The 26,362-nt window shown below is 65.7% G+C and carries 23 protein-coding genes and 1 tRNA gene; 11 read left to right on the top strand and 13 right to left on the bottom strand.

What is annotated here, in order from left to right:
• Positions 1-18: 18 nt before the first annotated feature.
• From P0Y50_06840 to P0Y50_06830, 3 genes are all read right to left on the bottom strand, one after another.
• Complete coding sequence (locus P0Y50_06840; GenBank protein ID WEK41319.1) at positions 19-2,001, bottom strand: S9 family peptidase; 1,983 nt, start codon at positions 1,999-2,001, stop codon at positions 19-21.
• 123 nt (positions 2,002-2,124) lie between these two features.
• A complete protein-coding gene (gene infC, locus P0Y50_06835) occupies positions 2,125-2,646 on the bottom strand; it encodes a translation initiation factor IF-3 (GenBank protein ID WEK41318.1) in 522 nt (173 codons plus the stop codon).
• Positions 2,647-2,771: 125 nt separating this feature from the next.
• On the bottom strand, positions 2,772-3,764 hold the full coding sequence (locus P0Y50_06830; GenBank protein ID WEK41317.1) for a glycosyltransferase family 9 protein: 993 nt from the start codon (positions 3,762-3,764) through the stop codon (positions 2,772-2,774).
• A gap of 178 nt (positions 3,765-3,942) precedes the next feature.
• On the opposite strand from P0Y50_06830, the gene P0Y50_06825 reads away from it, so the two are divergent.
• Entirely contained in the window at positions 3,943-4,683 is a 741-nt protein-coding gene (locus P0Y50_06825; GenBank protein ID WEK41316.1) for an alpha/beta hydrolase, read from the top strand.
• A gap of 136 nt (positions 4,684-4,819) precedes the next feature.
• Here P0Y50_06825 and aguB read toward each other — a convergent pair whose 3' ends face one another.
• From aguB to P0Y50_06800, 5 genes are all read right to left on the bottom strand, one after another.
• Entirely contained in the window at positions 4,820-5,683 is an 864-nt protein-coding gene (gene aguB, locus P0Y50_06820; GenBank protein ID WEK41315.1) for an N-carbamoylputrescine amidase, read from the bottom strand.
• Complete coding sequence (locus tag P0Y50_06815; protein ID WEK41314.1) at positions 5,680-6,699, bottom strand: agmatine deiminase family protein; 1,020 nt, start codon at positions 6,697-6,699, stop codon at positions 5,680-5,682. Before P0Y50_06815 ends, aguB begins: the two co-directional genes overlap by 4 nt.
• Positions 6,700-6,847: 148 nt before the next feature.
• A complete protein-coding gene (locus P0Y50_06810; protein WEK41313.1) occupies positions 6,848-10,135 on the bottom strand; it encodes a TonB-dependent receptor in 3,288 nt (1,095 codons plus the stop codon).
• Between the two features lie 176 nt (positions 10,136-10,311).
• A complete protein-coding gene (locus P0Y50_06805) occupies positions 10,312-11,562 on the bottom strand; it encodes a capsular biosynthesis protein (GenBank protein ID WEK41312.1) in 1,251 nt (416 codons plus the stop codon).
• Positions 11,563-11,968: 406 nt separating this feature from the next.
• Complete coding sequence (locus P0Y50_06800; protein WEK41311.1) at positions 11,969-13,126, bottom strand: outer membrane beta-barrel protein; 1,158 nt, start codon at positions 13,124-13,126, stop codon at positions 11,969-11,971.
• 154 nt (positions 13,127-13,280) lie between these two features.
• Between P0Y50_06800 and P0Y50_06795 the strand changes: the two genes are divergently transcribed.
• Positions 13,281-14,186, top strand: coding sequence for an SDR family NAD(P)-dependent oxidoreductase (locus tag P0Y50_06795; protein ID WEK41310.1), 906 nt, complete (start codon positions 13,281-13,283; stop codon positions 14,184-14,186).
• 149 nt (positions 14,187-14,335) lie between these two features.
• Positions 14,336-15,538 carry an acetyl-CoA C-acyltransferase gene (locus P0Y50_06790; protein WEK41309.1) on the top strand — a complete coding sequence of 401 codons (1,203 nt, stop codon included), beginning with the start codon at positions 14,336-14,338 and terminating at the stop codon, positions 15,536-15,538.
• Positions 15,539-15,689: 151 nt separating this feature from the next.
• On the opposite strand, the gene P0Y50_06785 is transcribed toward P0Y50_06790, so the two are convergent.
• Genes P0Y50_06785 through P0Y50_06775 form a run of 3 tightly spaced genes read right to left on the bottom strand, consistent with a single transcriptional unit; the run spans position 15,690 to position 17,418 of the window.
• The gene (locus tag P0Y50_06785) at positions 15,690-16,253 is read right to left on the bottom strand and encodes a demethoxyubiquinone hydroxylase family protein (protein ID WEK41308.1); all 564 of its coding nucleotides are present in this window, start codon (positions 16,251-16,253) and stop codon (positions 15,690-15,692) included.
• A 4-nt stretch (positions 16,254-16,257) separates the two neighbouring features.
• Positions 16,258-16,803 (bottom strand): disulfide bond formation protein B, encoded by a 546-nt coding sequence (locus tag P0Y50_06780; GenBank protein ID WEK41307.1) that lies wholly within the window; start codon positions 16,801-16,803, stop codon positions 16,258-16,260.
• A gap of 39 nt (positions 16,804-16,842) precedes the next feature.
• Entirely contained in the window at positions 16,843-17,418 is a 576-nt protein-coding gene (locus tag P0Y50_06775) for a DedA family protein (protein ID WEK41306.1), read from the bottom strand.
• Positions 17,419-17,611: 193 nt separating this feature from the next.
• Between P0Y50_06775 and P0Y50_06770 the strand changes: the two genes are divergently transcribed.
• The 7 genes from P0Y50_06770 (at position 17,612) to P0Y50_06740 (ending at position 22,856) form a co-directional block, all read left to right on the top strand.
• Positions 17,612-19,210, top strand: coding sequence for a hypothetical protein (locus P0Y50_06770; protein WEK41305.1), 1,599 nt, complete (start codon positions 17,612-17,614; stop codon positions 19,208-19,210).
• A 141-nt stretch (positions 19,211-19,351) separates the two neighbouring features.
• Positions 19,352-20,452, top strand: a complete 1,101-nt coding sequence (gene hppD, locus P0Y50_06765) for a 4-hydroxyphenylpyruvate dioxygenase (protein WEK41304.1) — start codon at positions 19,352-19,354, stop codon at positions 20,450-20,452.
• A gap of 6 nt (positions 20,453-20,458) precedes the next feature.
• Positions 20,459-20,638 carry a hypothetical protein gene (locus tag P0Y50_06760; protein ID WEK41303.1) on the top strand — a complete coding sequence of 60 codons (180 nt, stop codon included), beginning with the start codon at positions 20,459-20,461 and terminating at the stop codon, positions 20,636-20,638.
• Positions 20,639-20,779: 141 nt separating this feature from the next.
• Positions 20,780-21,058 carry a hypothetical protein gene (locus P0Y50_06755; GenBank protein ID WEK41302.1) on the top strand — a complete coding sequence of 93 codons (279 nt, stop codon included), beginning with the start codon at positions 20,780-20,782 and terminating at the stop codon, positions 21,056-21,058.
• 44 nt (positions 21,059-21,102) lie between these two features.
• Complete coding sequence (locus P0Y50_06750; GenBank protein WEK41301.1) at positions 21,103-22,122, top strand: fumarylacetoacetate hydrolase family protein; 1,020 nt, start codon at positions 21,103-21,105, stop codon at positions 22,120-22,122.
• A 60-nt stretch (positions 22,123-22,182) separates the two neighbouring features.
• Positions 22,183-22,719, top strand: coding sequence for a DUF1453 family protein (locus P0Y50_06745; protein ID WEK41300.1), 537 nt, complete (start codon positions 22,183-22,185; stop codon positions 22,717-22,719).
• A gap of 52 nt (positions 22,720-22,771) precedes the next feature.
• Positions 22,772-22,856: transfer RNA gene (locus P0Y50_06740), tRNA-Leu, on the top strand.
• Positions 22,857-22,868: 12 nt separating this feature from the next.
• Here P0Y50_06740 and P0Y50_06735 read toward each other — a convergent pair.
• Both P0Y50_06735 and P0Y50_06730 read right to left on the bottom strand, forming a co-directional pair.
• Positions 22,869-23,720, bottom strand: a complete 852-nt coding sequence (locus tag P0Y50_06735; protein WEK41299.1) for an alpha/beta hydrolase — start codon at positions 23,718-23,720, stop codon at positions 22,869-22,871.
• A 65-nt stretch (positions 23,721-23,785) separates the two neighbouring features.
• Complete coding sequence (locus tag P0Y50_06730; protein ID WEK41298.1) at positions 23,786-25,828, bottom strand: AsmA family protein; 2,043 nt, start codon at positions 25,826-25,828, stop codon at positions 23,786-23,788.
• A 182-nt stretch (positions 25,829-26,010) separates the two neighbouring features.
• On the opposite strand from P0Y50_06730, the gene P0Y50_06725 reads away from it, so the two are divergent.
• On the top strand, positions 26,011-26,328 hold the full coding sequence (locus P0Y50_06725; protein WEK41297.1) for a hypothetical protein: 318 nt from the start codon (positions 26,011-26,013) through the stop codon (positions 26,326-26,328).
• Positions 26,329-26,362: the final 34 nt, after the last annotated feature.

The raw sequence follows: 26,362 nt of genomic DNA, 5'->3' as shown, positions 1-26,362 counted from the left end.
TAGCTCGGCGCCGGCCGACTAGCGAGGCGGATTGTTCGCCTCCAGAAACCGCACCGTCTCGCGCAGCGCCCTCAGCCGGGTGTCGGCCCGCGACATCCAGTGATCCTCGCCCGCCAGTTCGATCATCTCCACCGGCGTTCCGGCGCGCCGCATCGCCTCGGCCATGACGCGGCTCTGCTCGATGGGCACCACCGTATCGTCGCGGCCATGGATCAGCAGCAGGGGCTTGTCCACCGTCGCGGCCAGAAAGGCGGGCGACAGCGCGTCCAGCGCCCGGTCGTTCAACCGCGCCGCGCCCATGAACCGGTTCCAGTAGCGCACCGTCTGGCTTTGCCGACGTCCCTCCTGACGGGCTTCCCAGTTGACCATGCGGCGCAGGTCGGACACGCCCGCGAAGGCCACGCCGCAACGATAGACGCCCTTGTCCAGCGTCAATCCGGCCATGGCCGCATAGCCTCCGTAGCTGGCGCCGACGATGCAGACGCGGTCCGGATCGACGATGCCCTGCGCGCTCAGCCAGCGCACGCCGTCGGACAGGTCCGTCTGCATCTTGCGCCCCCACTCGCCGTAACCGGCCTCCAGGAAGGCGCGTGTGTAGCCCGTGGAGCCGCGGAAGTTGGCCTGCAGAACCGCATAGCCGCGCGACGCCAACGCCTGGGCCCACCAGTCGAACCCCGCCACGTCGCGAGACGCCGGCCCGCCGTGGGCCAGCACGATCAGCGGCAGTTTCTCTGGCGTTTCGACGCCGGGCGGCAGGGTCAGGTAGCCGGGGATTTCCAGCCCGTCGGCGGCGGCATACCGAACCTGGCGCACGGCCCCGACCTGAGCGGGAGAAATGTCTGGATACGGTTGCGCCAGGATTTCAGCCACCCCTCGGTCGAAGTTCACCAGCTGATACACGCCGGCCTCGTCCTTGTCGGTGAAGACGAGCGCCAGCGTTTGATCGTCGTTCCAGGACACCAGACGCGGCGCCTTGTCCACGAAAGCCCGCTCGATCGCTCTCCATCGCCTTGCGGCTTCCGGCTCCAGGAATTCATAGCGGGTTCCGTCATCATCCTCGCGCAAGGCCCCCAGGAGAAGCCGGCTCGCGGAATGGTGGATCAGGCCGTCGGGGTGATGGTCAAAGGGCAGACGCGTCCACTCGCCCGTGTCCACATTCACCTCGAACATCACGGCAGGCGTCGCTCCGTCCGGGTCCTGCTCTGCAAGATCGGGGCGATCCGCGCCGACGATGATGGTCCGGGGCGTTCGGCCCATGCCGAACAGGGCGGGCGCATCGACCGGCGCATCGACGCTCCAGGCTTCGTACAAGCCTCGACCGCGCGGCAGCATCAGCGTCCATCGGCCGCTTCGTTCGACATAGCGCGACATGGCGATGACCTCGCCCTGGCTGTCCAGCACATAGTCCGCCGTCTCGCGTGTCATGATCTTCACGACACGACCGCGCCCGGTATTCAGGTCGATCTGATGCAGGTTGATCTGACCGGTGACCAGATTGACCCCGCGCGCAAACAGCGCCTCACCGCTTGCCGTCCTGCGAATGGAAGGCTGGCCGTAAAGCACCGTCAGGACGTCGGGCGTTTTGTCCAGAACCTGAACCAGCTTCTTTTGCTCAAGATCGACGATCTGGCCGAAGTAGAGTTCCGAAAGCGGCACCCCCAGCGCTGGAATGCTGCGGCTCTGGGACGTGATCACCAGAACCCGCCGCTCTCCGACCCAGCGCAGGTCGCGGACCTTGATCTCGCCGACAGTGGCTTTGAACACCAGCGCGCCCGTGGCCATGTTCGTTACGGCGATGGCGCGCGTTTCTCCGACGACCGCGATCAGAGCCAGCTGATCGCCGCTGGGCGACAACTCCATCATCTCCACCGCTGGGGAAGCGCTGTAGGCCTCCAACGCAGGGGGCGCGTTCTGCGCCTGCGCCGAGGACAGGACGCCGCCGTTCAGGGCGACCACGCTTAGGATGGCCAGAAGCCATCCCGACAGACCACGCCTCATCATCCACGCCCCCGTTCACGGCCAAGCTCAACCAGAACAGTTCGGCTGGCGCAAGCGCAGGATGCGAAAACGAAAAACGCCCCGGCCTGGCGACCGGGGCGTTTCATAGTCACGGAGGAACCGCGATCAGCGCGGGGCCAGGATCATGATCATCTGGCGGCCTTCCATCTTGGGCGCGAACTCGACCTTGGCGACCTCGTCGAAGTCGGCTTGCACCTTGTGCAGCAGCTTCATGCCCAGTTCCGGGTGCGCCATTTCACGACCGCGGAAACGCAGGGTGACCTTCACCTTGTCGCCCTCGTCGAAGAAGCGGTGCATGGCCTTGGCCTTCACCTCATAGTCGTGGGTGTCGATATTGGGCCGCAGCTTGATTTCCTTCAGCTCGACGACCTTCTGGCGCTTGCGCTGTTCGGCCTTCTTCTTCTGCTCCTGGAAACGGTGCTTGCCGTAATCGAGGATCTTGGCCACCGGCGGCTCGGAGGTGGAGACGATCTCGACCAGATCCATCCCGGCTTCCTCGGCGGCTTCGAGCGCGGAAGAGGTGGGCATGACGCCTTGTTTTTCGCCGTTCTGGTCGATGAGCAGAACGCGAGGGGCGCGGATATCCTGGTTCATACGCGGCCCGTCTTTCACGGGCGGCGCTTGCATGGGACGGCGAATGGGCGTCGTTTCCTTATGTGGTCAGATGAAGCGTGTGTCTTGATGAGCAGAAACGCGCGGCTGTCGCCACGTTCCCCTCAAGGTCGGCAATATGCGCCGGGAAGCCCGGTTTTTCAAGGCTTCGACGGCGTTTCGCCGATGTAGGCGTCATGCAGGGCCAGCACCGCGTCGAACACATGGTCGACCGTCAGATCCTCGATGGGGGCGAACTGGCCGCGCGTCTCGTTCGACGCCGCCGTGCGCGTCTTCGGCCCCCAGGGCCCGTACAGCCACCATTCGGTCGGTCCGAACAGGCCCAGCGTCGGCCGCCCCAGCGCCGCCGACACATGCATCAACCCCGAATCATTGCCCACGAACAGGTCGGCCCGGTCGATGGCGGCGGCCGAGGCCAGGATGTCGCCCTTGCCCACGAAGTCGATACCCCTCGGCCCATTCTCAGCGTGATTGGCGGCTTCCAGCGCGGGCGTCGCCGGCGGCCGGTCGCCCGGCCCGCCCACGGGCATGAAGCGCCAGCCGTCGAACCGCGGCTCGGCCTTCAGCTTTTCGACCAGCGCGCCCCAGCGGTCGGCGGGCCAGCTCTTGCCCGGCTGGTGCGCGATGGGCGCCAGGGCGATGATCCGACCGGGATCAGCGCCCTCCGCCAGTTGCGGATCGATGACGGCGGCGGCCTCGGCCCGCGCCTGGTCGTCCAGGAAGATTTCGGGGTCCAGCGGCGCGGGCGATCCCATCAGCCGCGACACCATCTCGACCTTGCGCAGGCCCGTCTCCCAGCTGCGGTTATAGATGACGCGCCGCTTGGCCGGGATCAGATAGCCGAGCGCCGAACCCCGGATGTCGATGACCAGGTCCCAGCGCGTGCCGACGACCTGTTTCCACAGGTCCAGCCAGTGGCCCGACAGCTTCTTCTTGTCCAATATGATCGTCCGCACCACGCCGGGCGCCGAGCGGAAGAAGGGCGCGGGCGGCCGACCGCAGGCCACGGTGATCTCGGCCCCCGGAACCTGCCGGCTGATCTCGCGGATCACCCCGGACGAGATGACGCAGTCGCCGATGCGGTTGGAGGTGACGAACAAGACCTGGGGTGCGGACACTTCTTCCTCCGTCATCCTCGGACTTGACCCGAGGATCGGGGGCGTCGCGCGGAAACTGCGTGACGCGGGTTACGGCCGGGACCGCCTTCGACCGTCCGTGTGCGTCACGCCCGATCCTCGGGTCAAGCCCGAGGATGACGACGAAGGGAACATCGGGATGACGCAACAGAAAAGTCGGGGCACAACACCGTTCATGACCGACATTCAGCACCTGTCCCGCCCCGATGGCGAAACCCTGGCCTTCAAACGCGTCGAGGGCGACGGCCCGACCGTGATCTGGGTCGGCGGTTTCCGCTCCGACATGGAGGGGACCAAGGCCCTGGCCCTGGACGCCGCCGCGCGCGAACGCGGCTGGAACTTCGTCCGCTATGACCATTTCGCCCACGGCCGCTCCTCCGGCGACTGGCGCCAGGCCACCATCGGCCGCTGGCGAGACGACGCCATCGCCCTGATCGACAGCCTGTCCGGCCCGGTCATCCCCGTTGGATCATCGATGGGCGGCTGGGTCTCTCTGCTGGCGACCCTGGCGCGACCGGATCGGATCAAGGGGCTGGTTCTGGTCAATCCGGCCCAGGACTTCACCGAACGGCTGATGTGGCCCGGCCTGGCGGATCACGAGCGCCAGGCCATCCTGCGTGAGGGCGAGACCCTGATCGTCGAGGAGGGCCTGGGCGAATACGTCCTGACCCGCCGGATGTTCGAAGAGGCGAAGGACTGGTTGCTGCTGGACGGCGTGATCGACATCATCGCCCCCGTCCACATCCTGCAAGGCCGCGCCGACGATGTGGTGCCCTGGCGTCATCAAATGAAACTGGTCGAACGCCTGACCGGCGGCGACGTGCGCCTGGACCTGATCGAAGGCGGCGACCACCGCCTGTCCACGCCCGCCGACCTCGACCGGCTTGTCGCGGCGGTGGAGGCGATGCGTCCCTAACGCCGCTCATCCCCGCGAAGCGGGGACCCAGCGCTTTGGACACTCCTGCGCCTCACGCTCACTCCGAAGCCGATCCAACGCATGGTGATGCGTAAAGAACTGGGTCCCCGCCTTCGCGGGGATGAGCGGGTTGTTTTCAACCCTTGCCCGTCAGCGCCCCATACAGATCCGTCCGCCGATCGCGGAAGAAGCCCCAGGCCGCGCGATACCGATCCAGTTCGTCCAGATCGAAGGCGTGCACCAGCACCCCCTCCTCCTCGGCGCCCATCTGCTCGACCAGTTCGCCCTGCTGGTCGGCGATGAAGGAATGGCCATAGAAGGTCTGGCCGACCTCCGTCACCGTCTCGCGCCCGATGCGGTTGGCGCCGACCACCGGCACGGCGTTGGACACGGCGTGGCCCTGCATGGCCCGGCGCCACGGCTGGGCGGTGTGCAGGGTCGCGTCGTGCGGCTCGGTGCCGATGGCGGTCGGATACATCAGGACGTCGGCGCCCATCAGCATCATGGCCCGCGCGCATTCCGGGAACCACTGGTCCCAACAGATGCCGACTCCGACCTTGCCGAACCGGGTGTTCCAGACCTTGAAGCCGGTGTCGCCCGGTCGAAAATAGTATTTCTCCTGATAGCCGGGACCATCGGGAATATGGCTCTTCCTATAGACGCCCAGCGCCTCTCCGTCCGCGTCCAGCATGACCAGCGAGTTGTAATATTGCGGCCCGTCCTTCTCGAAGATGGACACCGGAATGGCCACGCCCAGTTCCTTGGCCACCGCGGACATCGCCGTCACGCACGGATGTTCGCGCCATTCATAGGCGTGGCTGAACCAGTGCTCCTCCTGCGACACGCAGAAATACGGCCCCTGAAACAGCTCCGACGGCAGGATCACCTGCGCGCCCTTCCCGGCCGCCTCGCGCACGAAGCCGATGGTCTTGTCTATATTGGCCTGCATGTCCTCGCCATACGAGGTCTGGATGCCGGCGACGGTGATCTTGCGGGTCATGCGGGCTCCTGCTGGGAGATGCAGTGGAACGAGCCGCCGCCGGTCAGTATGGCGTTGGAGGGCAGCGGAATGATTTCACGGTCCGGGAAGGCGTCGGCCAGGGCGGCGCAGGCAAAGCGGGCGGCTTCTTCATCGCCATAGGTCGGCACCACCACCGCGCCATTGGCGATCAGGAAGTTCATGTGGCTGGCCGGAATGGGGCGTTCGTCCTCGTCCAGCACCAGTCCGGGCGACGGGATGCGAACGACCTTCAGCCTGCGCCCTGCCGCGTCCGTCATGGCCGACAGATCGCGCGCCGTGGCGTCATAGACGTCGGCGTTGACGTCGGTCCGTCCCCAGGCGATCGGGCAGGCGACCACGCCCGGCGCGACGAAGCGGGCCAGGTTGTCGACGTGGCCGTCCGTGTGGTCGTTCAACAGGCCGTCGCCCAGCCACAGCACCGCCCTGGCGCCCACGGCCTGTTCCAGCGCCGCCGCCGCGACGGCCTCGTCCTGGTTCCAGGCCGGGTTGCGGTTGGGGTTCAGCAGGCACTGGCGCGTGGTCAGGACCGTCCCCTCCCCGTCGTGATCCAGCGACCCGCCCTCCATGACAAAGTCGTTCCAGGTCAGGGGCGTACCCGACCGTTCGCCGATCTGGCCCGCCACCAGATCGTCGCCCGGCATGTCGTATTTGCCGCCCCAACCGTTGAACCGGAACGCAGCCGCCATCTTTGACCCCGCGCCAAAGATCGGACCGGTGTCGCGAAGCCAGATGTCACCGAACGCGCCCGCGACGACCTCGACATTCTCGACGCCCGTAAACCGCGCCTGAACCTCGGCTGCGAGTTCGGGTTTGCCGACCATCAGCCGAACCTGCTCGCGACCCGGCCCCGCCAGGGCCCGCACCAGCCCCTCAACCTCGTCACGCGCCTGCTCCAGCGCATCGAACCAGTATTCCGCATGGGTCGGCCAACCCACCCACATGGCGCGGTGGGGAGCCCATTCGGCGGGGATGGCGGCTGCAACGGGGGCGGTCATTAAGACGTCCTCACGGGGCGAAACCCGGCCAAACCGCCGGACCGCGCCATATGGCCCCAACCCCCGCCGACTTCAACGCCACGCCCCGGACAAACAAAAAGGGCGGCCCGCGAACGGACCGCCCTTCGTGATGGTAATCAACTGATAATCAGAACTGGTAGCGAACGCCTAGTTTGATTTGCCACACCGCGTTGACGCTGGGCACCGATGGGCTGCGATTGGAGAAGTTAGTGTAGGTGTAGCGATTATTGGCGATCGTCGCATCCACATTGCCGGATGTATAAGGGAAACCGATCTGTTGGATCGAACCCCATTCGTCGTTGATCAGATTGCCAAGATTTTCGATGTCCATATAGCCGATCAACTTGGCGCCGCCCGGGAAGAAGGCCGGAAGCTCCTGCTCGATGTGCATATCCACCGTAGTTACGTAAGGAGACTTGAAGGCGTTACGCGGCGAGATTTCACCAGCGTAGTCGATCAGACCCGTTCTCTTCAAGAAATCGTTGAAGTTCGCGACATTGAAGTTGGCGCCGTAGCTGACACGCGGGTCACTTGTGGCCGTAATGTTCCCCGACGAGTCCACTTGCGGCACATACAGCAGTTGGCGCGACGTGGTGATGTATTCACCGAAGTCAGCGTTGCCGAACGTGTAGCTATAGGCCAAGCCAGACCTGCGTTGCGCATACAGATTAATGCGCGTCCGATAGTCACCGAAGAATGCGCGAGAATAGCTGACATTCAGCTTCAACGCGTGTTCGATCTCGTAGCTAGACGTCGCCAGCGGCGCGTCATTCGGATCCGACAGGGCGATGTTGCCGAAGTTGGAGCTGGCCGTCGACGATGTACCGCCAGACGCATCCTTGCTGTCCAGATAGGTGTAGGACAGATTGAATCCGGCCCCGTTCAGCCAACCATCATACCAATCCTTGCCGACAGCAAAGGCGAACTGATCAGCCTTGCCGCCATCGATGTTGGTCAGCATCAAGACTTGCTGACCGCGACGTACAGGGTTCGGCCCAAACACCGGACGACCATCAGGAGCCGCGCCATTTTGCGTACGAGCCAAGGACAGATCGACCCAACCGATCGCGTCTTCAAGTTCGGAGTGAACATACTCAGCCGTGACTCGCCAGCCTTCGCCCATCCGGAAGCGGCTGAAGTCGAACGATTTGGTCGCGCCAAGCGATGTCTTCCAGATCGACGGCGTTTTGAAGGTCGGGTCGGTCAGGTTGATATTGCCTGTGCCCAAAGCGGCGCTGGTGGTGACGGCCTGCTTGGCCACGTCGGCAACCTGAAGGCCATTGACGTTGGCAAGCGCCGAACGTTCCTCCGCGCTACACACGGCAAAGTTACGCGCGAACTGCGACTGGTAGTTGGCGGCCGTCTTGCATTGGAACGAGCCAAGCAGATTGCCAGGGTTTGAATAGGCGTTGGACAGCCACACGTTTGGCGAACCACCCTGGAAGCGCCCGAAACCGCCATAAACCGTGACGTCCCACGGAGCACGCCAGTTGAAACCGAAACGCGGCTGAAGGCTGGAAATGCCGTCGATGGTAGCGTTGTTAGCGAAGCCGAAGCGTTGGACGAACCCTGGATTCACCTGTGGCTTATCGTCGGTCGTGTACCAATCGTACCGCAGACCAGCGGTAATGGTCAGGTTAGGCGTCGCGCTCCATTCATCTTGGAAATACAGCGTATTTTGCGCATACTTGAACGAGGCAGCACCATCGTTCTTATTGTTGCTTGCTGCATTGGAGTAGCCGATCGAAGCGGCTTGACGGTTGCGGAAGCTGTCGATCGAATCGAACTCATATTCTCCATTCGCGACTTGGACGAACAGATTGAACACATCCTGTTCTTCTCGTTCGAACCCGCCGGTAAATCGGTGCCCGAAGCCGGCATCGTATTTTGCGACAGCGCGATACAGGGTGGTCTCGACTGTCAGGCTGTTCGCATGGCGCGAACGCTCTGGACCGAAGCGGATCGACCGGCGCGTGCCCGCCTGCGCTCCATAAGGCGAGTCCAGATACACTTGCATGGCAGCAAAATCGTTTCCGGCTAGGCTGTTGGAAATGTTCTCCACCTCCTTACGGCTGACGGACAATTCGGTGGAGAACCGGTCAGTCCAATCCGAGAACAGTTGTGCACGATACACCTTCAAGCTGGTGTCGAACTTGTAGGCCGACGACAGCAAACCCACCGATACATTGGTGCCGCTGGTAGTGGTGTTATTCAACCGAAGTTCACTAGCTTCAGTTTGCTGGTAGGATACTACGGCCCGATGGCGATCGTTGATGTTCCAGTCGATCTTGGCGAAGTATTTTTCATCTTGGCTGCCCAGATTGCTCGCCCGCCAGTCCAGCGGATCGAAATTGTAAACAGTCTTGGCAATTTCGCGAACTTGATCGATCTGGGACTGAGTGATGCCTTCGGCTTCGTTCGGCAAGCCCGCACCAGCCGGTCCAGCTAGAACTGGAGTTGTCTGCTCGTTCTTTTCATAGTTCAACAGGAAGAACAGTCGGTCACGAATAATCGGGCCACGCAGAGTAGCGCCCCAGGTTTTGTCCTCAAACTCACCGGTGAGGCTACGGTCTTGACGCTGACCCGAAACAAAATCCTTGTAGCTGAAGGTTTCGCCACGCAAATCTTGATCCGTTTTTTCGTAGAAGATTTCGCCGTGGAAATCGTTCGTACCCGATTTCGTAACCGAGTTGACCACGCCTCCAGTGAAGGAACCGTACTGCACGCCATAGGGCGCAACATCTACGGTGACGGCTTCGATCACCGACCGGGAAATCGGCGAGTTAAGCGTAGGATAGCCGTTGCCGTTGAGGCCGAAGTCGTCGCTTTGACGAATGCCGTCAAGCAGAATGGCGTTGTAGCGAGTGTTTTGCCCGCCAATTGACAAAGCGTCTTGGTTGGTGGGATCAACAGTCGCGAACGGCGTGGTGCGCACAATGTCTTTGATGTCGCGACCAATTGACGGCAGCGTCTCAATGTCGCTGAGGTTCAGGTTGGCGCGGGGCGAAGTCCGCAGGCCGCCCGAACGGATACCTGTCACAACAACGTCCGCCACTTGGGAAGCGCTCCCGGAGGCACCTGCGACAACCAATTCGACTGCAACAGGCGTGCCGATGCCGATCGACGAGACTTGGCTGGAAGCATCGCCCGACGTCGAGACGCTGCGCACGGTATAAGGTCCGCCCACACGCAGGCCACGAGCGGAGAATTGTCCCGTCTGATCCGTGACGGTCGTTGAGGTCGTTCCCGAAGGCGTGTGGGTGACAGTCACAGTAGCACCGGCGAGGGGCGCTCCCGAGGCGTCGTATACAAACCCGGTGATCGCCCCGGTAGTTTCCTGCGCGAAGGCACCCGTTGAAGCGGACATGAGGATGGCGACGGCAGAGGCGCCATACGCCAGGTTGCGGAAGGTCATTAAGCTATCCCCAGCTGGTGGACCGAAAATGGTCGAGGACATGTCTAAGGCATGTCGCAATCCAGCCTCCTCTAGGGCCGATGTCCGACCCTGCGACGACAGTTATGTCACAGAAATATGACAGCCCAGGAGGAGTGGTGTGGGCGCCACACTAATGCAGACCATCAAAACGCGGATCAGCGGGCGGCGCGCTCGAAGACATCGGCAACGCCGCGCGCGGTGGGCAAAATGGCGTGGGGCTCGTGGAAGTTGCCGTTGACCTGGCTTTGGGCGATCACATGAGCTCGGAAACGGGTGAACAGGGCCGTGTCCGGCGCCTGAGGGGCGGACCAGAAGCCGTCGATGGACTGCTGGTCGGTCAGTCCCTCGAAATCGAAGAAGGCGTCGCCCATCACCTTGACCGGCGTGTGGAAGCCCAGGGCCGACAAGGCGGCGCTGGAGTTGTTGACCACCATGCCCCGCGACGCCCGGCACAGGGCCGCCAGATTGCCGCCGTCGATGAAGTCGACCCTCCCCTCCAGTCCATGCTCGCGCGCCAGGCGCAGAGCCACCTTGCGCAGGTCGATGACGCCCGGATCGAGGGGGTGGTTCTTGACCACCAGCCGGCTGGCGCCGGGCGCCTGTTCCGCGAAGCTCTTGATGACCGCCGCCAGGAAGGCGGTGTTGTCGGCATAGCGCGAATAGCGCAGCAGCTGGGCGTCGCCCTCGCGCTGAAGACAGGCGATGAAGAAGTCGCCCTTGGCCCTGATGAGATCGGCGTCGCAGTTTTCGGGACGGCGGAACGCCAGGCTGACGTAGCGGCGGATATGACCCGCGCATTGTTTCAGCGGAGAAAAGACATAGGGGGCCGCGTAGTTCGGAAACAGCGCGCCGCCCAGGACCTGGGCTGTATGATAGGCGCTGATATTGGCCACGTGGTGGGGCAGAATCTTGCCGACTTGATGCGGCTCGGGCAGATGAGGCGCGGGTTCGGGATAGCCGTCGCGGAAGCGCGGCAGGGCGCTGGACCCGTTGACGCCGTTGCGCTCCACCGTGATCCAGTCCGGGCGGAAATAGCCGTTCTCCAGCACCCAGATGCGTGCGTACAGGGCGTCGGCCGCCGCCAACACCGCGCGATTATAGGGACCCGCCTCGCCAAAGACGATGATGTCGCTATAGGCGTCGAGGGCTGAAATCCCGTCCGCCCACGCCTGCGCCGTGCCCTTGAAGCGAACCCCGCCCGCGCGACGCCAGTTCATCGCATCGCCAGCGTTGAAGATCATGCGATCGACGCGGGCGCCCCGGCCTTCCAGCACGCCGGCCAGAGCCATGCCGAAGGCGCCGAAGGGCGCCGAGACGATCAGAAAGCGGCGACCTTCCAGACCATCGCGCGCGCGGGGCGTCGGCGCGGGGAAGGCTGAAATCGTCGCGGAATCGGCCGTTTGCACAGATCGAACGCGCAGAACCGTGTGACGCTGCTCCGTGTCCGCACGCAGACGATAACGGCGACGACGGCGCGCCGAAAGCATTCGAGAAGACGATCTGAGATTCGTCATCTGACCGGCCTGCCCGCGAACGATCCGACCTTATCCACCGACTCGCGGCCGCGAACAATGCAATCAGGACGTTCAAACAAGGCAGTCATTCCTTGCCTTGTGTCGCGCTGGTTCCACGCGATCAACAGGAAAGATGGATCCAGGCGACGTTTCCAAAAATGGGACTGCCGACTGTGACTTAATCGCACAAAAGCCGCCGCCGCCCTTGAGACGACGACGGCTTCCGGTTTCGAAATCGACGTCTTCATCGATCCTCTAGATCGCCGGTCTGGTGTCCAGACCGGCTTTCCATTGGGTCTTAGAAGTTGATGTCGATGGTCGCGCGGCGGTTGAGCGGTTCACGCACGCCGTCGGCGGTGGGCTTGGCCAGGTTGGTCTCGCCCTTGCCGTCCAGGGCGATCACGCCGCCGTTGACGCCTTGAGCCACCAGGGCGTCCGCGACGGTGCGCGAACGACGGTTGGACAGACCCAGGTTATAGGCGGCCGAACCCGAGGTGTCGGTGTAGCCGACGATCAGGACGCGCGTCGGACGACCCGACTTGGCGTAGTTGGCGGCCTGCGTCACCACCGAACGGGCTTCCGCCGTCAGGTCCGAGCGATCCCAGTCGAAGTAGACCACGAACTGGCGAGCGACCGGGGTCTGAGCGACCGGAGCCGGCGGAGGCGGCGGAGGCGGCGGCGGCGGCGGCGGGGGCGGGGGCGGGGGAGGCGGCGGCGGCGGCGCGTCTTCAGCGCCGAAGCTGTAGCGCAGACCCAGGGTCACGGTGTGCGACTGATCATAGTCGCCATCCCAGGTGCCGAACGACGTGGCGCCCACGCCGGTGCCGGCCGTGGTCGAATCCCACGAGGCGTCGCCCGTCAGATAGCGGTAGGTCAGGTCGATGTTGGCGCGGTCGCTGATCGCCCAGGCCAGACCGGCGATCGCCTGAGCGGCGAACTTGGTCGAGCTGTCGTCAGCGGCGAACGCAGCCAGACGGTTGGCGCGCAGCGCGCCGACGGTGTCGACGTTGACGCGGTTCACACCGGCGCCCAGACCCACGAACGGACGGATGCCCCAGGCTTCGTAGCCGAAGTCATAGATGACGTTGGCCATCAGGGTGGCGGATTCGATGTCGCCTTCCGGCGAGAAGCAACCGCCCGTCGCCGGGGTCAGGTTGCACAGGCCTTGCGTGCCGGAAACGGCGCGGACCTTGCCGATGTCGCCCGAGCGGTAGCCGCCTTCGAGCTCGACGCGCCAGTTGGGGTTGAAGCGATAGCCCAGGCGCGCAAAGGCGGCCCAGCCGTTGTTCACTTCATAGTTCCAGTTGGCGCCGGTCGTCGACGACTCGGCGTTGATGTCGTCGATCATGTGGTAACCGGCGTCGATGGCGCCGTACCAACCATTGGGTTCCGCCGATGCGGCGCCGGCTGCGAACAGTCCGGCCGCGGCGACGGAGGCGAGAAGTTTGAGCTTCATAGCTTCCTCACTGTGTGAATGCGCGAAGCTGCGCACTAGCACAGCATTCACCCGACCGAACGGCGTGGCTGGCGCACGGTTCCGCACTCAGGTTAGGATTGTGACGACTGTGGCGCCGTTTCAACACATTGGGCGCCTGCGAAGGGAAGCGATTATGGCGATACGGTTCGACGGACAGGTGGCGATCGTGACGGGGGCGGGCGGCGGCCTGGGCCGGGAGCATGCTCTGGCGCTGGCGGCGCGGGGCGCCAAGGTGGTGGTCAATGATCTGGGCGGCGCGCGCGACGGCTCGGGCGGATCGGCGACGGCGGCCGAGGCCGTGGTCGCGGAAATCGAGGCGGCGGGCGGGCAAGCCATCGCCAATGCCGCCTCCGTCACCGACTTCACCGCCGTTCAGGCCATGGTCGATCAGGCGGCGGCCAAATGGGGTCGGGTCGACATCCTTGTGAACAACGCCGGCGTGCTGCGCGACAAATCCTTCGCCAAGATGGAGTTGGACGACTTCCGCTTCGTGCTCGACGTCCACCTGATGGGGGCGGTCAACTGCACCAAGGCGGTGTGGGAGATCATGCGCCAACAGAACTATGGCCGGATCGTGATGACCACCTCGTCGTCGGGTCTGTACGGCAACTTCGGCCAGGCCAATTATGGCGCGGCGAAGATGGCGCTGGTCGGGCTGATGCAGACCCTGGCCATCGAGGGGGCCAAGAACGACATCCGCGTCAACAGCCTGGCGCCGACCGCCCACACCCGCATGACCGAAGACTTGGGCGCCGCTCTGCCGCTGGAGGCGCTGGAGCCGTCGCTGGTCACGCCGGGCCTGCTGTATCTGGTCAGCCGCGACGCGCCCACGCGCGCGATCCTGGCCGCCGGCGCCGGCGGCTTCGAACGCGCCTATGTCACCCTGACGCAAGGCGATTTCATCACCGGGGCCGACGCCCCCGAACAGGTCGCCGCCCGCTTCGACGCCATCTCGGACCGCGAGGGCGAGATCGTGCCGGAAATGGGCGCGGCTCAAGGCATGATCGAACTGACCAAGGCCCAGAAGGCGCATTCCTGATCGTCATTCGCGGGCTGAGGCGAGCCCGAGGATGACGAGGTGCGGATGGTGTCTTGCGTTAACGTGGCGTCAGGCGCCTAACTTCGTCTCAGAGGAACAACGGCCTCAACCAGCCCAAAGGGCGATAGGCCAAGCGAAAGAGAGCATCCATGCGCGAAGCCGTCATCGTCTCCACCGCCCGCACGCCGATCGGCCGGGCCTATCGCGGCGCCTTCAATGACACCCAGGCGCAGCAGTTGGGCGCCCACGCCGTCCGCCACGCTGTCCAGCGCGCCGGTGTCGATCCGGCCGAGATCGAGGACGTGGTCATGGGTGCGGCGCTTCAGCAGGGTTCCACCGGCACCAATGTCGCGCGTCAGATCGCGTTGGCCGCCGGTTTGCCGTCCTCCGTGCCGGGCATGAGCCTGGACCGCCAGTGCGCCTCGGGCCTGATGGGCATCGCCACGGCGGCCAAACAGGTCGTCTTCGACCAGCAGAAGATGGCCGTGGGCGGCGGGCTTGAGTCCATCTCCCTGGTGCAGAACCAGAACATGAACCTGTACCGGATGAAGGACGAAGCGCTGCTGAAGCTGTCGCCCCACATCTATATGTCGATGCTGGAGACGGCCGAGGTGGTGTCGCGCCGCTACGGCATTTCGCGCGACCGTCAGGACGAATACGCCCTGCAATCCCAGCAGCGCACCGCCCAGGCCCAGGCCGATGGCCGTCTGGACGCCGAAATCGTGCCGATGACCACCACCATGCTGGTCATGGACAAGGCGACCGGCCAGACGTCCTCGAAGGAAGTCACCCTGTCCAAGGACGAGGGCAACCGCGCCGACACCACGCTGGAAGGCCTGAAGGGTCTGAAGCCCGTCTTCGGCGGCGGCGAGGAAATCCAGCAGGGTGAGTTCGTCACCGCGGGCAACGCCTCACAATTGTCGGACGGCGCCTCCGCCGCCGTCGTCATGGAGGTCGGCGAGGCGGTGAAACGCAATCTGCAGCCGCTCGGCGCCTATCGCGGCATGGCCGTGGCGGGCTGCGAGCCGGACGAGATGGGCATCGGCCCGGTCTACGCCGTGCCCAAGCTGCTGAAGCGCCACGGCCTGACGGTCGACGACATCGGCATCTGGGAGCTGAACGAAGCCTTCGCCGCCCAGGTCCTGTATTGCCAGGACCAACTGGGCATTCCCGACGACCGGCTGAACGTCTCGGGCGGCGCCATCTCCATCGGCCACCCCTACGGCATGTCCGGTGCCCGCATGACCGGCCACGTCCTGATCGAGGGCAAGCGTCGCGGCGCCAAATATGGCGTGGTCACCATGTGCATCGGCGGCGGCATGGGCGCGGCCGGGCTGTTCGAAATCTTCTGAGAACGGCCACCTGTCTCCTCCCCATTACATGGGGAGGTGGCTCGCAGCGAAGCGGAGAGACGGAGGGGCTCTTCGACGCCGGTGGGATTTTAAAAGCCCCTCCACCACTTCGTGGTCCCCCTCCCCGCAAAGCGGGGAGGAAACGCCGCCCTCAAACCTTCTCGCTGACCTTGATCGCCACCCGGCATCCCGCCTTGATCACGCCCGACAGCAGCCGATAGGCCGGGGCCTCGCGGCTGCCGTGTTCGATGGCATGGTCGTGGTGAGCCAGTTCCTCGTCGCGGAACTGTTTCAGCTCGGCGGCCAGGGCCGGGTCGCGCTCGCCGATCTCGGCGATCTGGTCGGCATAGTGTTTCTCGATCACGCTCTCGACCGCCTCGGTGCAGGCGTGGGCGGCCTTCTCGCCCATCAGGGCCGTGCCGGCGCCCAGGGCCGAGGCCGCGATCCGCCACAGGGGCGTCATCACCGTGGGCCGCACCCGGCGTTCGTTCAGCAGGCGGTTGAAACGGTCCAGATGCACCGCCTCCTGATCCTGCATCTCGGTCAGGTCGCGCACCATGTCGCCATGGGTCTTGCGCCCCTCGAACACCGCCTTCTGCGCGCGATAGATCAGGACCGCCGCATATTCCCCGGCGTGATCGACACGCAGGATCTCGTCCATCCGGGCCTTGTCGGCGCCGCGTCCGGGACGGGCGAGAGGAATGGAGCCGCTCATTGCATCAGGCCCTTTCGATCCGGGGCGCGCGGGCGTCCTTGGGCCGTTTGGCGGCCAGCAGGCTGAAGACCGCCAAAGCCGAGGCGATGATGGCGTTCCACCCCGCCATCGACAGGCCCAGCCAACTCCACGCCACGTCGCCGCAGCCGATCACCTTCACCGTCGGCCCCGTGCCCAGCGCCAGCGCCGCCAGACTGTCCATGTCGATGCTGCCGCCGCCCGACGCGCAGGTCGCCGGCAGGGCCCACCACCTGTACTCGCCGCCCATGTGGAAAATGGCCGTGACCGCGCCGGTGGCGAAGACGGCGGCCAGGAGGAAGGCGGCGATGCGCGGCGTGCCGCGCCGTCCGCCGCTGAACAGCGTCCAGGCCGTGGCCAGCCCCCCCACGACGACCGCCGCCCAATAGACCTCGCGCTGCTTCAGGCACAGATTGCACGGCGCCAGCCCGCCGAACCGCTGAAACGCATGGGCCGCGCCCAGCATCGCCAGCGACGCGGCCAGGGCGAAGGCGGTCCACCAACGGGTCAGAAGGCGATAGGCGTCTGTCATCGTGCTTCGCTCTTAACCCGCCTGCCCCGATCCGTCGACTTACAGAAGCTTCAGCACGACGATCAGACCGATCAGGGCGACCAGGCCTGCGCCGGTCCACAGCGCCAGCCGTTTCTCCACCTGGGCCAGCATGGCGGGCCCCCACCGTTTCAGGATCCACGCCTCCAGGAAGAACCGCCCGCCGCGCGTCGCCACCGAGGCGGCGATGAAGATCGGGAAGCTGAACGCCGCCAGACCGGAAGCGATCGTCACCAGCTTGTAGGGAATGGGCGTCAGACCCTTGATCAATATGACCCACAGGCCCCACTGATCGAACCACTGGCGGAACTGCTCCACCCCGTCCGAATGGCCCAGCACCCGCATGATGGCCAGACCCACATCCGTCAGGAAATAGCCGATAGCGTAGCCCAGCATCCCGCCCAGCACCGAGGCGATGGTGCAGACGGCCGCATAGAAATAGGCCTTCTGCGGCCGCGCCAGGATCATCGGCGCCAGCATCACGTCGGGCGGAATGGGAAAGAACGAACTCTCGACGAAGGAGACCACGGCCAGGGCCTTGGTCGCGTGCCGGCTGCGGGCCAGTTCGAACACGCGGTCGTACAGTTTGCGAAGCATGCGGATCCCCGACGTCTAAACCGACGCCCTTCCCGACGCCGATAACACGCCGCGCGACGGTGCGTCATCCGCCCGCATCCGATGCAAACCGTCTCTGGCGCCGAAAGCGATTCCAAGTCCAGCGTCGCCACGAAATCGCCTGAATCGAAAACGCCAGTATGCTGACGCTTACACTCCAGGAGCTCTGACCCAGATGCAGTCGAAATGGATCGGAGCGCTCGCGGTCACCCTGACCCTGACTTTGGGCATGACCGCTCCGGCAAATGCCCAGCAGGCGGCGACCATCGAGGCGCGCACGGCCCCCAGCGGCGTCGCCGTGACCTGGCGGCTGGCCCAGCCGACGACCGAAGTCGCCTTCTTGGACACCGACATCATTCGCACCCTTTGGACCGTGACCACGCCCGGCCTTAGCCTGGCGGACGGGGTGGTGAAGTCCGATCGACCGTTCGACACCTTCGAAATCCTGATCGCGCCGGACGCAGCCGAGGTCGACCGCGTCTATATGGCCCTGGCGCGCGTCGGTGCGGGCCATGTCCTTTACGGCCCCGGCCTGGCGCTGAAGGGGATGGACGCCGAACTGACCGCGCGGCCTGTCGCGGGCGAAACCGCCCTGCCCCGGACCGATGCGATCAAGGGCTACGCCTATCTCGGCCCGGAAGCGGCGGTTACGCGTCGGGACGGCGGGACGGTGGTGTCCGGCGCCTCGGTCCCCGCATCGCTGTCCAAGCTGATGAGCGACGGTTTTCTGGCGGCGCAGACCTTCTATGGCGCACGGCTTGGCCGCGACCTGCCCTATCAGCCTGTTTTGATCGTCACGACCGACGGCCCCGGCCCCTCGACCTTTCGCGGCGACGTGACCGACACCGGCGTCATCTCCACCCGCTTCTTCGGCGCGTCCTGGGATTCGCCGGACGAGGACGTGACCGGCCCCCTGTCAACCTTCGTCTGGCATGAGACCTTCCACCTGTGGAACGGCCACGGGCTCACTGTGAAGGACGGCGACACAGCGCCGTGGCTGCACGAGGGTGGAGCCGAATACGGCGCCCTGGCGGCCGCCGCCTCCTCGGGCGTCATCGACGACGCCCAGACCAGAACCTCCCTGGCCCAGCGACTGAACGGCTGCCGATCCACTCTGGGAAACCGCGATTATGATCCCCGCCGTCTGCGTTCCGGGTCGGGCGTCTACGATTGCGGCGTGGTGATCCAGTGGGTCGCCGATCTGGAGGCGCGCAAAGCGTCCCAAGGTCGGCGCGATGTCTTCGACCTGTGGAAGACGATGCTGGACGCCGGGCGCGCCGGCGACGGCTATGGCGTGACGGACTTCCGCGCCCTTCTGCCGGCAGACAGCGGAATCCATATCCTGCTGGACGGACCCGGCGCGGATCGTTGGGCGGGGATCGAGGCGAGGCTGGCGACCCTGGGCGTCGCCTTAAAGGACGAACCCGGCCGAGGCGACTATCGCCGCGCCGCCCTGTTCCACATGAACGGCCAGAATTGCACCGGCGGCTCGACAGGCTTCTACCAAGTCCCAGAGGGCATTAAGCTGGACACCACCGACAAATGCGGCGTCCTGGCCGGATCACCAGTTCTGGCCGCCATAGAGGATCACGACCCCTACGCCGACGCAGAGGCCATGTTCTTCGCCGTCCAGACCCGCTGCGCGGCCGACCTGCCGGTGCGCTATCGGTTCCAGGACGGCCGATCGGTCGAGGCGGTCTGCAAGGCCCCGCTCGCAACGCCTAAGGCCTGGGTGATCACGGCGGCCCCGTCCCTGAAAACCCGCAGCGCCTGATTTCTCGCTCCTTGCGCCGGGACGGGTCATCACGTCCCCGTGGCTTCGTCTTGGCTCCGTCGCCTTCCCCGACTAGGTTCCGCGCCAATCGGCGGCCCCTTTCGGTTAAGTCCGCCTCAAAATCCGTGCGGGAGACGCGCCATGAACGACATGACCAAGACCCAGATCGAACAGCTTGACCAGGACAACCCCCTCGGCGTCGACGGTTTCGAATTCGTCGAATTCACCGGGCCCGAGCCCAGGGCGATGATCGCGCGCCTGGAGACGATGGGCTTCACCCAGACGCATGTGAACCCCAGGACCGACGTGGTGCGCCTGAAACAGGGCGACATCAGCTTCCTGGTGCATCGTTCGCCAGCGGCCCACGCCGCCGACTTCGCCCGCGACCATGGTCCGTCGGCCAACGGCATGGCCTTCCGCACCACCGACGCCAAGGCCGCCTATGAGGGCGCGGTCGAGCGCGGCGCAAAGCCGGCCCAGGGCGTCGACGGCGGGGCGCTGGGCGACGACTATCCCTATATCCTGGAAGGCATCGGCGGTTCGCTGCTCTATGTCATCGACCAGTATGGCGACGCCGGCTCCTTGTATGACGCCTGGGACGAGATCGAGGGCTGGGAAGAGGCCGAGCGCAAGAACAACGTCGGGCTGGAAGTGCTGGACCACCTGACCCACAACGTCCGTCGCGGCCAGATGCGCACCTGGTCGGGCTTCTACGGCTCGGTGTTCAACTTCGAGGAGCAGAAGTATTTCGACATCAAGGGCAAGGCGACGGGCCTGTTTTCCCAGGCCATGATTGCGCCCGACCGCGCCATCCGCATCCCCCTGAACGAGAGCCAGGACGAGAACTCCCAGATCGAGGAGTTCATTCGGCGCTACAACGGCGAGGGCATCCAGCACATCGCCCTGACCACCCAGAATATCTTCGAGACGGTCGAGGCCATGCGCGAGCGCGGCGTGGACTTCCAGGACACCATCGAGACCTATTTCGAACTGATCGACAAACGCCTGCCCAACCACGGCGAGGACGTGGAGCGGATGCGCAAGAACCGCATCCTGATCGACGGTTCGGACGAAGAGGGCCTGCTGCTGCAGATCTTCACCCAGGACGCCTTCGGCCCGATCTTCTTCGAGATCATCCAGCGCAAGGGCAACGAGGGCTTCGGCAACGGCAACTTCCAGGCCCTGTTCGACTCGATCGAACTGGACCAGATCCGTCGCGGCGTCATCAAGGTCGACGCCTGAATGCGGATGCGGCCGCCGACATGGCTGCCCTGGCTCGGCCCGGTCCTCGCGGCCGGCGCCGGGGCCCTGGCGGGCGAATACTGGCTGGGCGGCGGCTTCTGGCTGGTCCTGATCGCCGCCCTCCTCTGCGGCTTCGCCCCGATCATCGGCTATCAGGTGTGGAAGCGGCTGCATCATCGAAGCTGAAGCCGGGGCAGTGAAAGCGCGCGCCTGCTGAACAAAGACGTCGCCGTCCAGCCCCCCGCCAGATGCAATATGAGCGCCGGACCGCCTCATTTTGCGGCGCCGCGCAATAGCGCCCACTCTGATTTTCTTTAAGCTGATCCCATGCCCGCACCCGACGATGAACTGACCCTGATGGCCAATGAGGAGCTGGACGCGGCCTGCGCCATGCCCTTCGTCGAGGTGAAGAAGATCACGCCCTGGGGCGACAGTTACGAAGGGTTCGCCCCCTCCGGCCGCACGGTCGAGATCGAGCGGCGCTACCTCTGGGCGATAGAGCCGGAAGGCGGGGTGATCGTGGAGGTCGAGGTGCGTGACCGGGCCGCCCGCCCAGGCTCAGCGGCGGGGGCCGAAGCCCGCGCCCTGCTGACGGCGGCCGATTGATCCGGCCGGTTCCCAATCCCGCAAATCCGGTCTAGGCCTTGGTCATGAAACTCGCCTCGCTCAAGCACGGCCGCGACGGCCGCCTCGTGGTCGTCTCTCAGGACCTGAACTGGTTCACCGACGCCTTCCTGATCGCCCCGACGCTGCAGGCGGCGCTGGATGACTGGGACACCTGCGGCCCCCGGCTTCAGGCCCTGGCAGAAAGCCTGGAGCATGAGGGCGTGCCGCGCGGTCGTTTTCACGAACGCGACGCCGCCTCGCCCCTGCCTCGCGCCTATCAGTGGGCCGACGGCTCGGCCTATGTGAACCATGTCGAGCTGGTTCGTAAGGCGCGTGGGGCGGAAATGCCCGCCAGCTTCTGGACCGACCCCTTGATGTATCAGGGCGGCTCCGACGGCTTCCTGTCGCCCCGCGACGCCATCCCCCTGGCCGACGAGGCCTGGGGCTGCGACCTGGAGGCCGAGATCGTCGTGGTCGTCGGCGACGTGCCGCAAGGGGCGACGCGCGAGGAGGCGCTGGCGGCCATCCGCCTGGTCGGCCTGGTCAACGACGTGTCATTGCGCAATCTGATCCCGGCCGAACTGGCCAAGGGCTTCGGCTTTGTCCAGTCCAAGCCCGCCAGCGCCCTGTCGCCCGTCCTGGTCACGCCCGAGGCGCTGGGCGACCGCTGGAAAGACGGCAAGCTGCACGGCGAACTGACGGTCCAGCTGAACGGCGAAGACTTCGGCAAGGCCGACGCCGGCGTCGACATGACCTTCGACTTCGGAACCCTGATCGCCCACCTGGCCAAGACCCGGTCGCTGGGCGCCGGCACGATCATCGGTTCGGGCACCGTGTCGAACAAGGACGCCGATGGCGGCCCCGGCAAGCCGGTCAGCGAAGGCGGTCTGGGATATTCCTGCATCGCCGAGGTCCGCACCGTCGAGACGATCCTGCGCGGCGCCGCCGAAACCCCCTTCCTGAAGCACGGCGACACCGTGCGGATCGAAATGCTGGACGACCGCAACCACACGATCTTCGGCGCCATCGAACAGACCGTGGCCCCGCTTTCCAGTGCGGGCTGACGGCGCTAGGCTGATCGCAGCGGCCTGAAGGGGCCGAAAAGGTCTTTGGGGAGAGACGTCGTGCCGCCTGAAAAACTGATCCCGCTGCTCATGATCCCGATCATGCTGGTGGTGGTGCTGCTGAAGAACCGCAGGAAGCGGGTGTTGAAGCCGCAGTTCCTGTGGATCATGCCGGCCATCGTCCTGCCTCTGATCGGTCTGGGCCTGTGGGGCATGACGCAGAACCCCAACACGACGCATGCGCCGTTCGGGCCCGACGCCTGGGCGGTTCTGGCCGTCGGCGGCGTGCTGGGCGGGATAGTCGGCTGGTATCGCGGCAAGACCGTCACCATCGAGCGCGAGCCGAACGGCGTGCTGATGGCCCAGGCCTCGCCCCTGGGCCTGATCCTGCTGGTCGCCCTGTTCGCCGGCCGGTCGCTGCTGCGCGACCTGATCGAGGGCCACGCCGCCCAGTGGCATCTGAACGCCATGGCCGTCACCGACGCCTTCCTGGTCTTCGCCATGGCGTTGATCGTCATGCAGCGCGTCGAAATGTACATCCGCGCCCGCCGCGTCCAGGCCGGCCGCCTGGACAGCCATGTCGAGGTCGTGGCGTAAGGTTGCGCTGGACGCGGCCTCGGCCCTTGTGGCATGAGGCGGTCCTTCCGCTGCGGGCGTGGTGGAATTGGTAGACGCGCTGGATTCAAAATCCAGTTCCGAAAGGAGTGCCGGTTCGACCCCGGCCGCCCGCACCACTCGTCGTCGGTTCAGCCCAGCTGCCGATGGAAGAACCCCGTCACATCGGCCAGGACCGTCGCCTTCTTGCGGAACAGGGGCGAGAAGGTCGCGATCAGGTCGGCGTGGTCCAGGCCGGGATACAGCTTGGCCTCCGAGCGTCCGCCGACGGCCCGCATCCGTTCGTCCAGGATGATCGTGTCCTCATCGTGGACCACCGTGTCGGCCGTGCCGTGGCCCAGCCAGATCGGCGGGGCGTCGGCCCGCACGAAGGTCACGGGCTGGGTCAATGTGGGGTCCGGGGCGCGGCCGAAGGCGTTCCTGGACGCCGCCACATCCAGAGGTAGGAAGTCATAGGGTCCGGCCAGGCCCGCCGCCGCCTTGATCAGGCCGGGTTGGCCGACGGCGGCCATATAGCGTCGGTCCAGGGCGATCATCATCGCCAGATGCGCCCCGGCGGAATGGCCGAGAACGCCCAGCCGGGCGGGATCGCCGCTGTACTGGCCCACGACCTCGGCCGCCCTGGCCGTGGCCGCCGCCGCATCCTCTATGAAGGCCGGGAAGACGACTTGGGGCACGATCCGGTAGTCCGGCAAGGCCACAACGAATCCCCGGGCCGCCAGGGCCTGGGCGGCCCAGCCATACTGGTCTCGCGAGCCGGAATCCCAGCCGCCGCCATAAAAGAAGACCAGGGTCGGATATGACCCCGGCGCCGTGGGGGCGTAGAGGTCCATGCGCTGGCGGGGATCGTCGCCATAGGCGATGTCGCGCGCGACGCGCCGCACGCCGGGATCGCGCGGCCCCAGGGCGTTCAACAGGTTCAGCGGCGAACAGGCCGCGGCGACGAACCCCAGGGCGGGTGCGAACAGGCCGCGGCGGGTCATGCGTGATGGTCCATAGGCCTCAATACGTCCGGCGCGCCGATTCGGTCGTCATGCGAAGCGGCATCCTATCGTGCGCCGGCGATCAGACGACCGCAGTCGGCGTCCTCGGCCAGACCGGGATCGACGAAGGCGAACAGGGCCGTCACCGGCGCCACCACGGCGCCGAGCAGACCCGCCAACCCGCCCTGGCCCGCCACGCTGCCGACATCGACCCCGACCCTGGGAGCGCTCAAGGCCCCGGACACGGTGATCGGCGCCCACAGGCGCAGCAGGCGCGGCTTCTTGGATTCGCCTTCGATACGCAGGTTCAGCGTCTCGGCCCCCAGGTCGATCGACCCCTTGCCCTGGGCCAGGACGACGTCGGTGTCGATGACGAAGGTGCGGGCCGTCGCCGTGCCGCCGCTGACGTTGAAATCGGCCACGGCGCAGCGAATCTGACTCTCGGACTGATCGCCGCTGAGCAGCTTCAGCAGGCCCGCGCTGGCGTTGATGCCCAACAGTTCGGCGAAGGCCGCGCGCATCCGCCCATTGGGGACCACCAGGCTCATCGACCCCTTGGACGCGGCGGCGAAGTCGTGGATCGAGGCGCCCGGCCCCTCCAGCCGCGCCCGGCCGAGGGCGCGCCCGCTCAGCGGAACCGAGCCGTTGCGCGCGGGGATGATCGATTCCAGCGGATAGCCGGCCAGCCGCAGATCGACGGCGCTGTAGGGGGTGTCCCGGGTCGCATTGATTCGCGCCGTGCCGTTCAATGCGCCGCGATTGAAGTTGAAGCTGATGGGATCCAGCTTCAGAACGCCGTCCTTGAGATCGGCGCCCAGATCGACCGCGCGCACGTCGAACGCATTCGCCTTCACCGCCGCCGCGCGATAGGTCAGCGACCCGTCCATGGTGCGCAGCCGCTCGGTCTGCAGCTTGGCGTCGGGCAGCAGCCTGCCCCCTGCCACGACCGGGGCCTCTGTATTGGTGCCCGCCGCATTGGTGCGGGTCCGCGCGCCCAGGACGGCGGCCAGATCGTCGATATCCAGCCGCCGCGAGCGCAGGTCTGCGTCCACCCTCAGGCGCTGGGCGGCGTCCACCCGCACCTCGCCCGACAGGTCCGACGCCCCGACCCGGCCGTCGAAATCCTTGAAGGTCCAGACCCTCTCGTTGCGGTTCAGCGCCCCCGACAGTCGATAGGGCGGGGTGTTGGGCAGGGTCAGCCCGGTCAGCAGATACAGGTCCGACAGATCGCGTCCCTGCATCGTCAGGGTCGCGTCGAACCGGCCCAGATCGAACGGCCGCGTGATCGCCCCCTTGGCCGTCAGGGACGATCCCGCCCCGCTGACCTCGGCCTCGAACCGATAGGGCCGGTTGCGGCGGATGTTGATGAAGGGACCGCCCTCGATCTTCAGCGTCAGCGGCGATCCGTGGACCGTGCCGCGCCCCTCCAGCAGGAAGCCCGCCACCCCGCTCGTCGCCTCATGGGCGTTGACGGCGGCCTGCAGCGTCATCTCCCGCCTCTGTTCGTTGAAGGACAGCTGACCGTCGGTGATGACCAGTTGCTGGATGACCGGCAGTTTCAGCCCCTCGCCGGTATCGGGCTTGTTCGGGTTCAGGTCCCAGCTCTTGCGGCCGTCCCGGCTGGCGATCAGCACCACCTTGGGCCGGGTGAAGCGGAGCAGCGGCATCTCGATCTGGCCCGCCAACAGTTTTCTCAGCCGTACGGAGGCGTGGATCTCGTCCACATCGGCCGTGTCCTGCTGGCGCGCCCAGTCCGGGCCGCCGATCTTCAGGCCGCGCACCACCGCCGAAGGGGTCCAACTGAACAGATTGACGTCCAGGTCGCCGGTCAGGGCGATCTGGCGGTCGTATTTGGCCGAGGCCCAGCGGCCGATCGGTCCGCGCAGCATGTTCCAGTCGAACAGAGCCAGGAACAGCGCGACCGCCAGCATCAGCCCCAGAACCAATCCCAACGCCCATTTCTCGGCCGCGCCGGGATGGCGGGCCGCCGCATAGACCGGATCGTTCTGACGCACCCAATCGCGCCAGGCCCGCGCCCTCGCGGCGGCCGGGGCCACGGCGCGACGGTGAACGCCCGATCCAAAGTCTCGCCAATTCAGGGGTTTCACCAAGCGCCCGCCTCCAACCTGAGGAGCAAACGCACCACCGGCGGTTTGGCGCCGCAACGTCAACAAGGCGTCCCACGTCGCGGATTTGACGCTTATCTGTCGTATATTCTTTACAATTGAAAATATCGGCGCATATTTCATCCGAGTCCTGATGTTAATTCGGGAAATGGAGGAGGTTTCCGATGATCCGTTTCGCTACGCCCGCCTTGATCGCCGCCGCCCTGATGGCTTCGGCCGCCCCGGCTCTGGCCCATTCGCCGCGCGAGGTGTCGCGCCAGACCCTGCGCGCCGAGACGCTTCAGACCGTCATGGTCTGCGCCGGCGATACGCAGGCGCGTCGCGCCTACCAACAGACCTATGGGGCGACGCCGTCGTTCGTCACGGCCCAAGAGGCCCTGGCCGCGCGCCAGACGGGCCAGCGCTGGGCCACGCCGCGCTGCATGACCGCCCATCAATACAATCGCCTCGCCGGCCCGCCGGTCCAGCGCGCCGCGCTCTAGGCCGTTCGTTTCGAGGCGAAAAAAGAGGGGCGCG

The organism is Candidatus Brevundimonas colombiensis (assembly GCA_029202665.1).
GTDB classification, from domain to species: Bacteria; Pseudomonadota; Alphaproteobacteria; order Caulobacterales; family Caulobacteraceae; genus Brevundimonas; species Brevundimonas colombiensis.
This window is presented reverse-complemented; position numbering and strand designations above follow the sequence as displayed.

What these genes read in the sequence shown, in the direction of transcription:
- P0Y50_06840 (WEK41319.1), bottom strand. Translation starts at nt 2,001, where the DNA reads ATGATGAGGCGTGGTCTGTCGGGATGGCTTCTGGCCATCCTAAGCGTG.
- infC (WEK41318.1), bottom strand. Translation starts at nt 2,646, where the DNA reads ATGCAAGCGCCGCCCGTGAAAGACGGGCCGCGTATGAACCAGGATATC.
- P0Y50_06830 (WEK41317.1), bottom strand. Translation starts at nt 3,764, where the DNA reads ATGACGGAGGAAGAAGTGTCCGCACCCCAGGTCTTGTTCGTCACCTCC.
- P0Y50_06825 (WEK41316.1), top strand. Translation starts at nt 3,943, where the DNA reads ATGACCGACATTCAGCACCTGTCCCGCCCCGATGGCGAAACCCTGGCC.
- aguB (WEK41315.1), bottom strand. Translation starts at nt 5,683, where the DNA reads ATGACCCGCAAGATCACCGTCGCCGGCATCCAGACCTCGTATGGCGAG.
- P0Y50_06815 (WEK41314.1), bottom strand. Translation starts at nt 6,699, where the DNA reads ATGACCGCCCCCGTTGCAGCCGCCATCCCCGCCGAATGGGCTCCCCAC.
- P0Y50_06810 (WEK41313.1), bottom strand. Translation starts at nt 10,135, where the DNA reads ATGACCTTCCGCAACCTGGCGTATGGCGCCTCTGCCGTCGCCATCCTC.
- P0Y50_06800 (WEK41311.1), bottom strand. Translation starts at nt 13,126, where the DNA reads ATGAAGCTCAAACTTCTCGCCTCCGTCGCCGCGGCCGGACTGTTCGCA.
- P0Y50_06795 (WEK41310.1), top strand. Translation starts at nt 13,281, where the DNA reads ATGGCGATACGGTTCGACGGACAGGTGGCGATCGTGACGGGGGCGGGC.
- P0Y50_06790 (WEK41309.1), top strand. Translation starts at nt 14,336, where the DNA reads ATGCGCGAAGCCGTCATCGTCTCCACCGCCCGCACGCCGATCGGCCGG.
- P0Y50_06785 (WEK41308.1), bottom strand. Translation starts at nt 16,253, where the DNA reads ATGAGCGGCTCCATTCCTCTCGCCCGTCCCGGACGCGGCGCCGACAAG.
- P0Y50_06780 (WEK41307.1), bottom strand. Translation starts at nt 16,803, where the DNA reads ATGACAGACGCCTATCGCCTTCTGACCCGTTGGTGGACCGCCTTCGCC.
- P0Y50_06775 (WEK41306.1), bottom strand. Translation starts at nt 17,418, where the DNA reads ATGCTTCGCAAACTGTACGACCGCGTGTTCGAACTGGCCCGCAGCCGG.
- P0Y50_06770 (WEK41305.1), top strand. Translation starts at nt 17,612, where the DNA reads ATGCAGTCGAAATGGATCGGAGCGCTCGCGGTCACCCTGACCCTGACT.
- hppD (WEK41304.1), top strand. Translation starts at nt 19,352, where the DNA reads ATGAACGACATGACCAAGACCCAGATCGAACAGCTTGACCAGGACAAC.
- P0Y50_06760 (WEK41303.1), top strand. Translation starts at nt 20,459, where the DNA reads ATGCGGCCGCCGACATGGCTGCCCTGGCTCGGCCCGGTCCTCGCGGCC.
- P0Y50_06755 (WEK41302.1), top strand. Translation starts at nt 20,780, where the DNA reads ATGCCCGCACCCGACGATGAACTGACCCTGATGGCCAATGAGGAGCTG.
- P0Y50_06750 (WEK41301.1), top strand. Translation starts at nt 21,103, where the DNA reads ATGAAACTCGCCTCGCTCAAGCACGGCCGCGACGGCCGCCTCGTGGTC.
- P0Y50_06735 (WEK41299.1), bottom strand. Translation starts at nt 23,720, where the DNA reads ATGACCCGCCGCGGCCTGTTCGCACCCGCCCTGGGGTTCGTCGCCGCG.
- P0Y50_06725 (WEK41297.1), top strand. Translation starts at nt 26,011, where the DNA reads ATGATCCGTTTCGCTACGCCCGCCTTGATCGCCGCCGCCCTGATGGCT.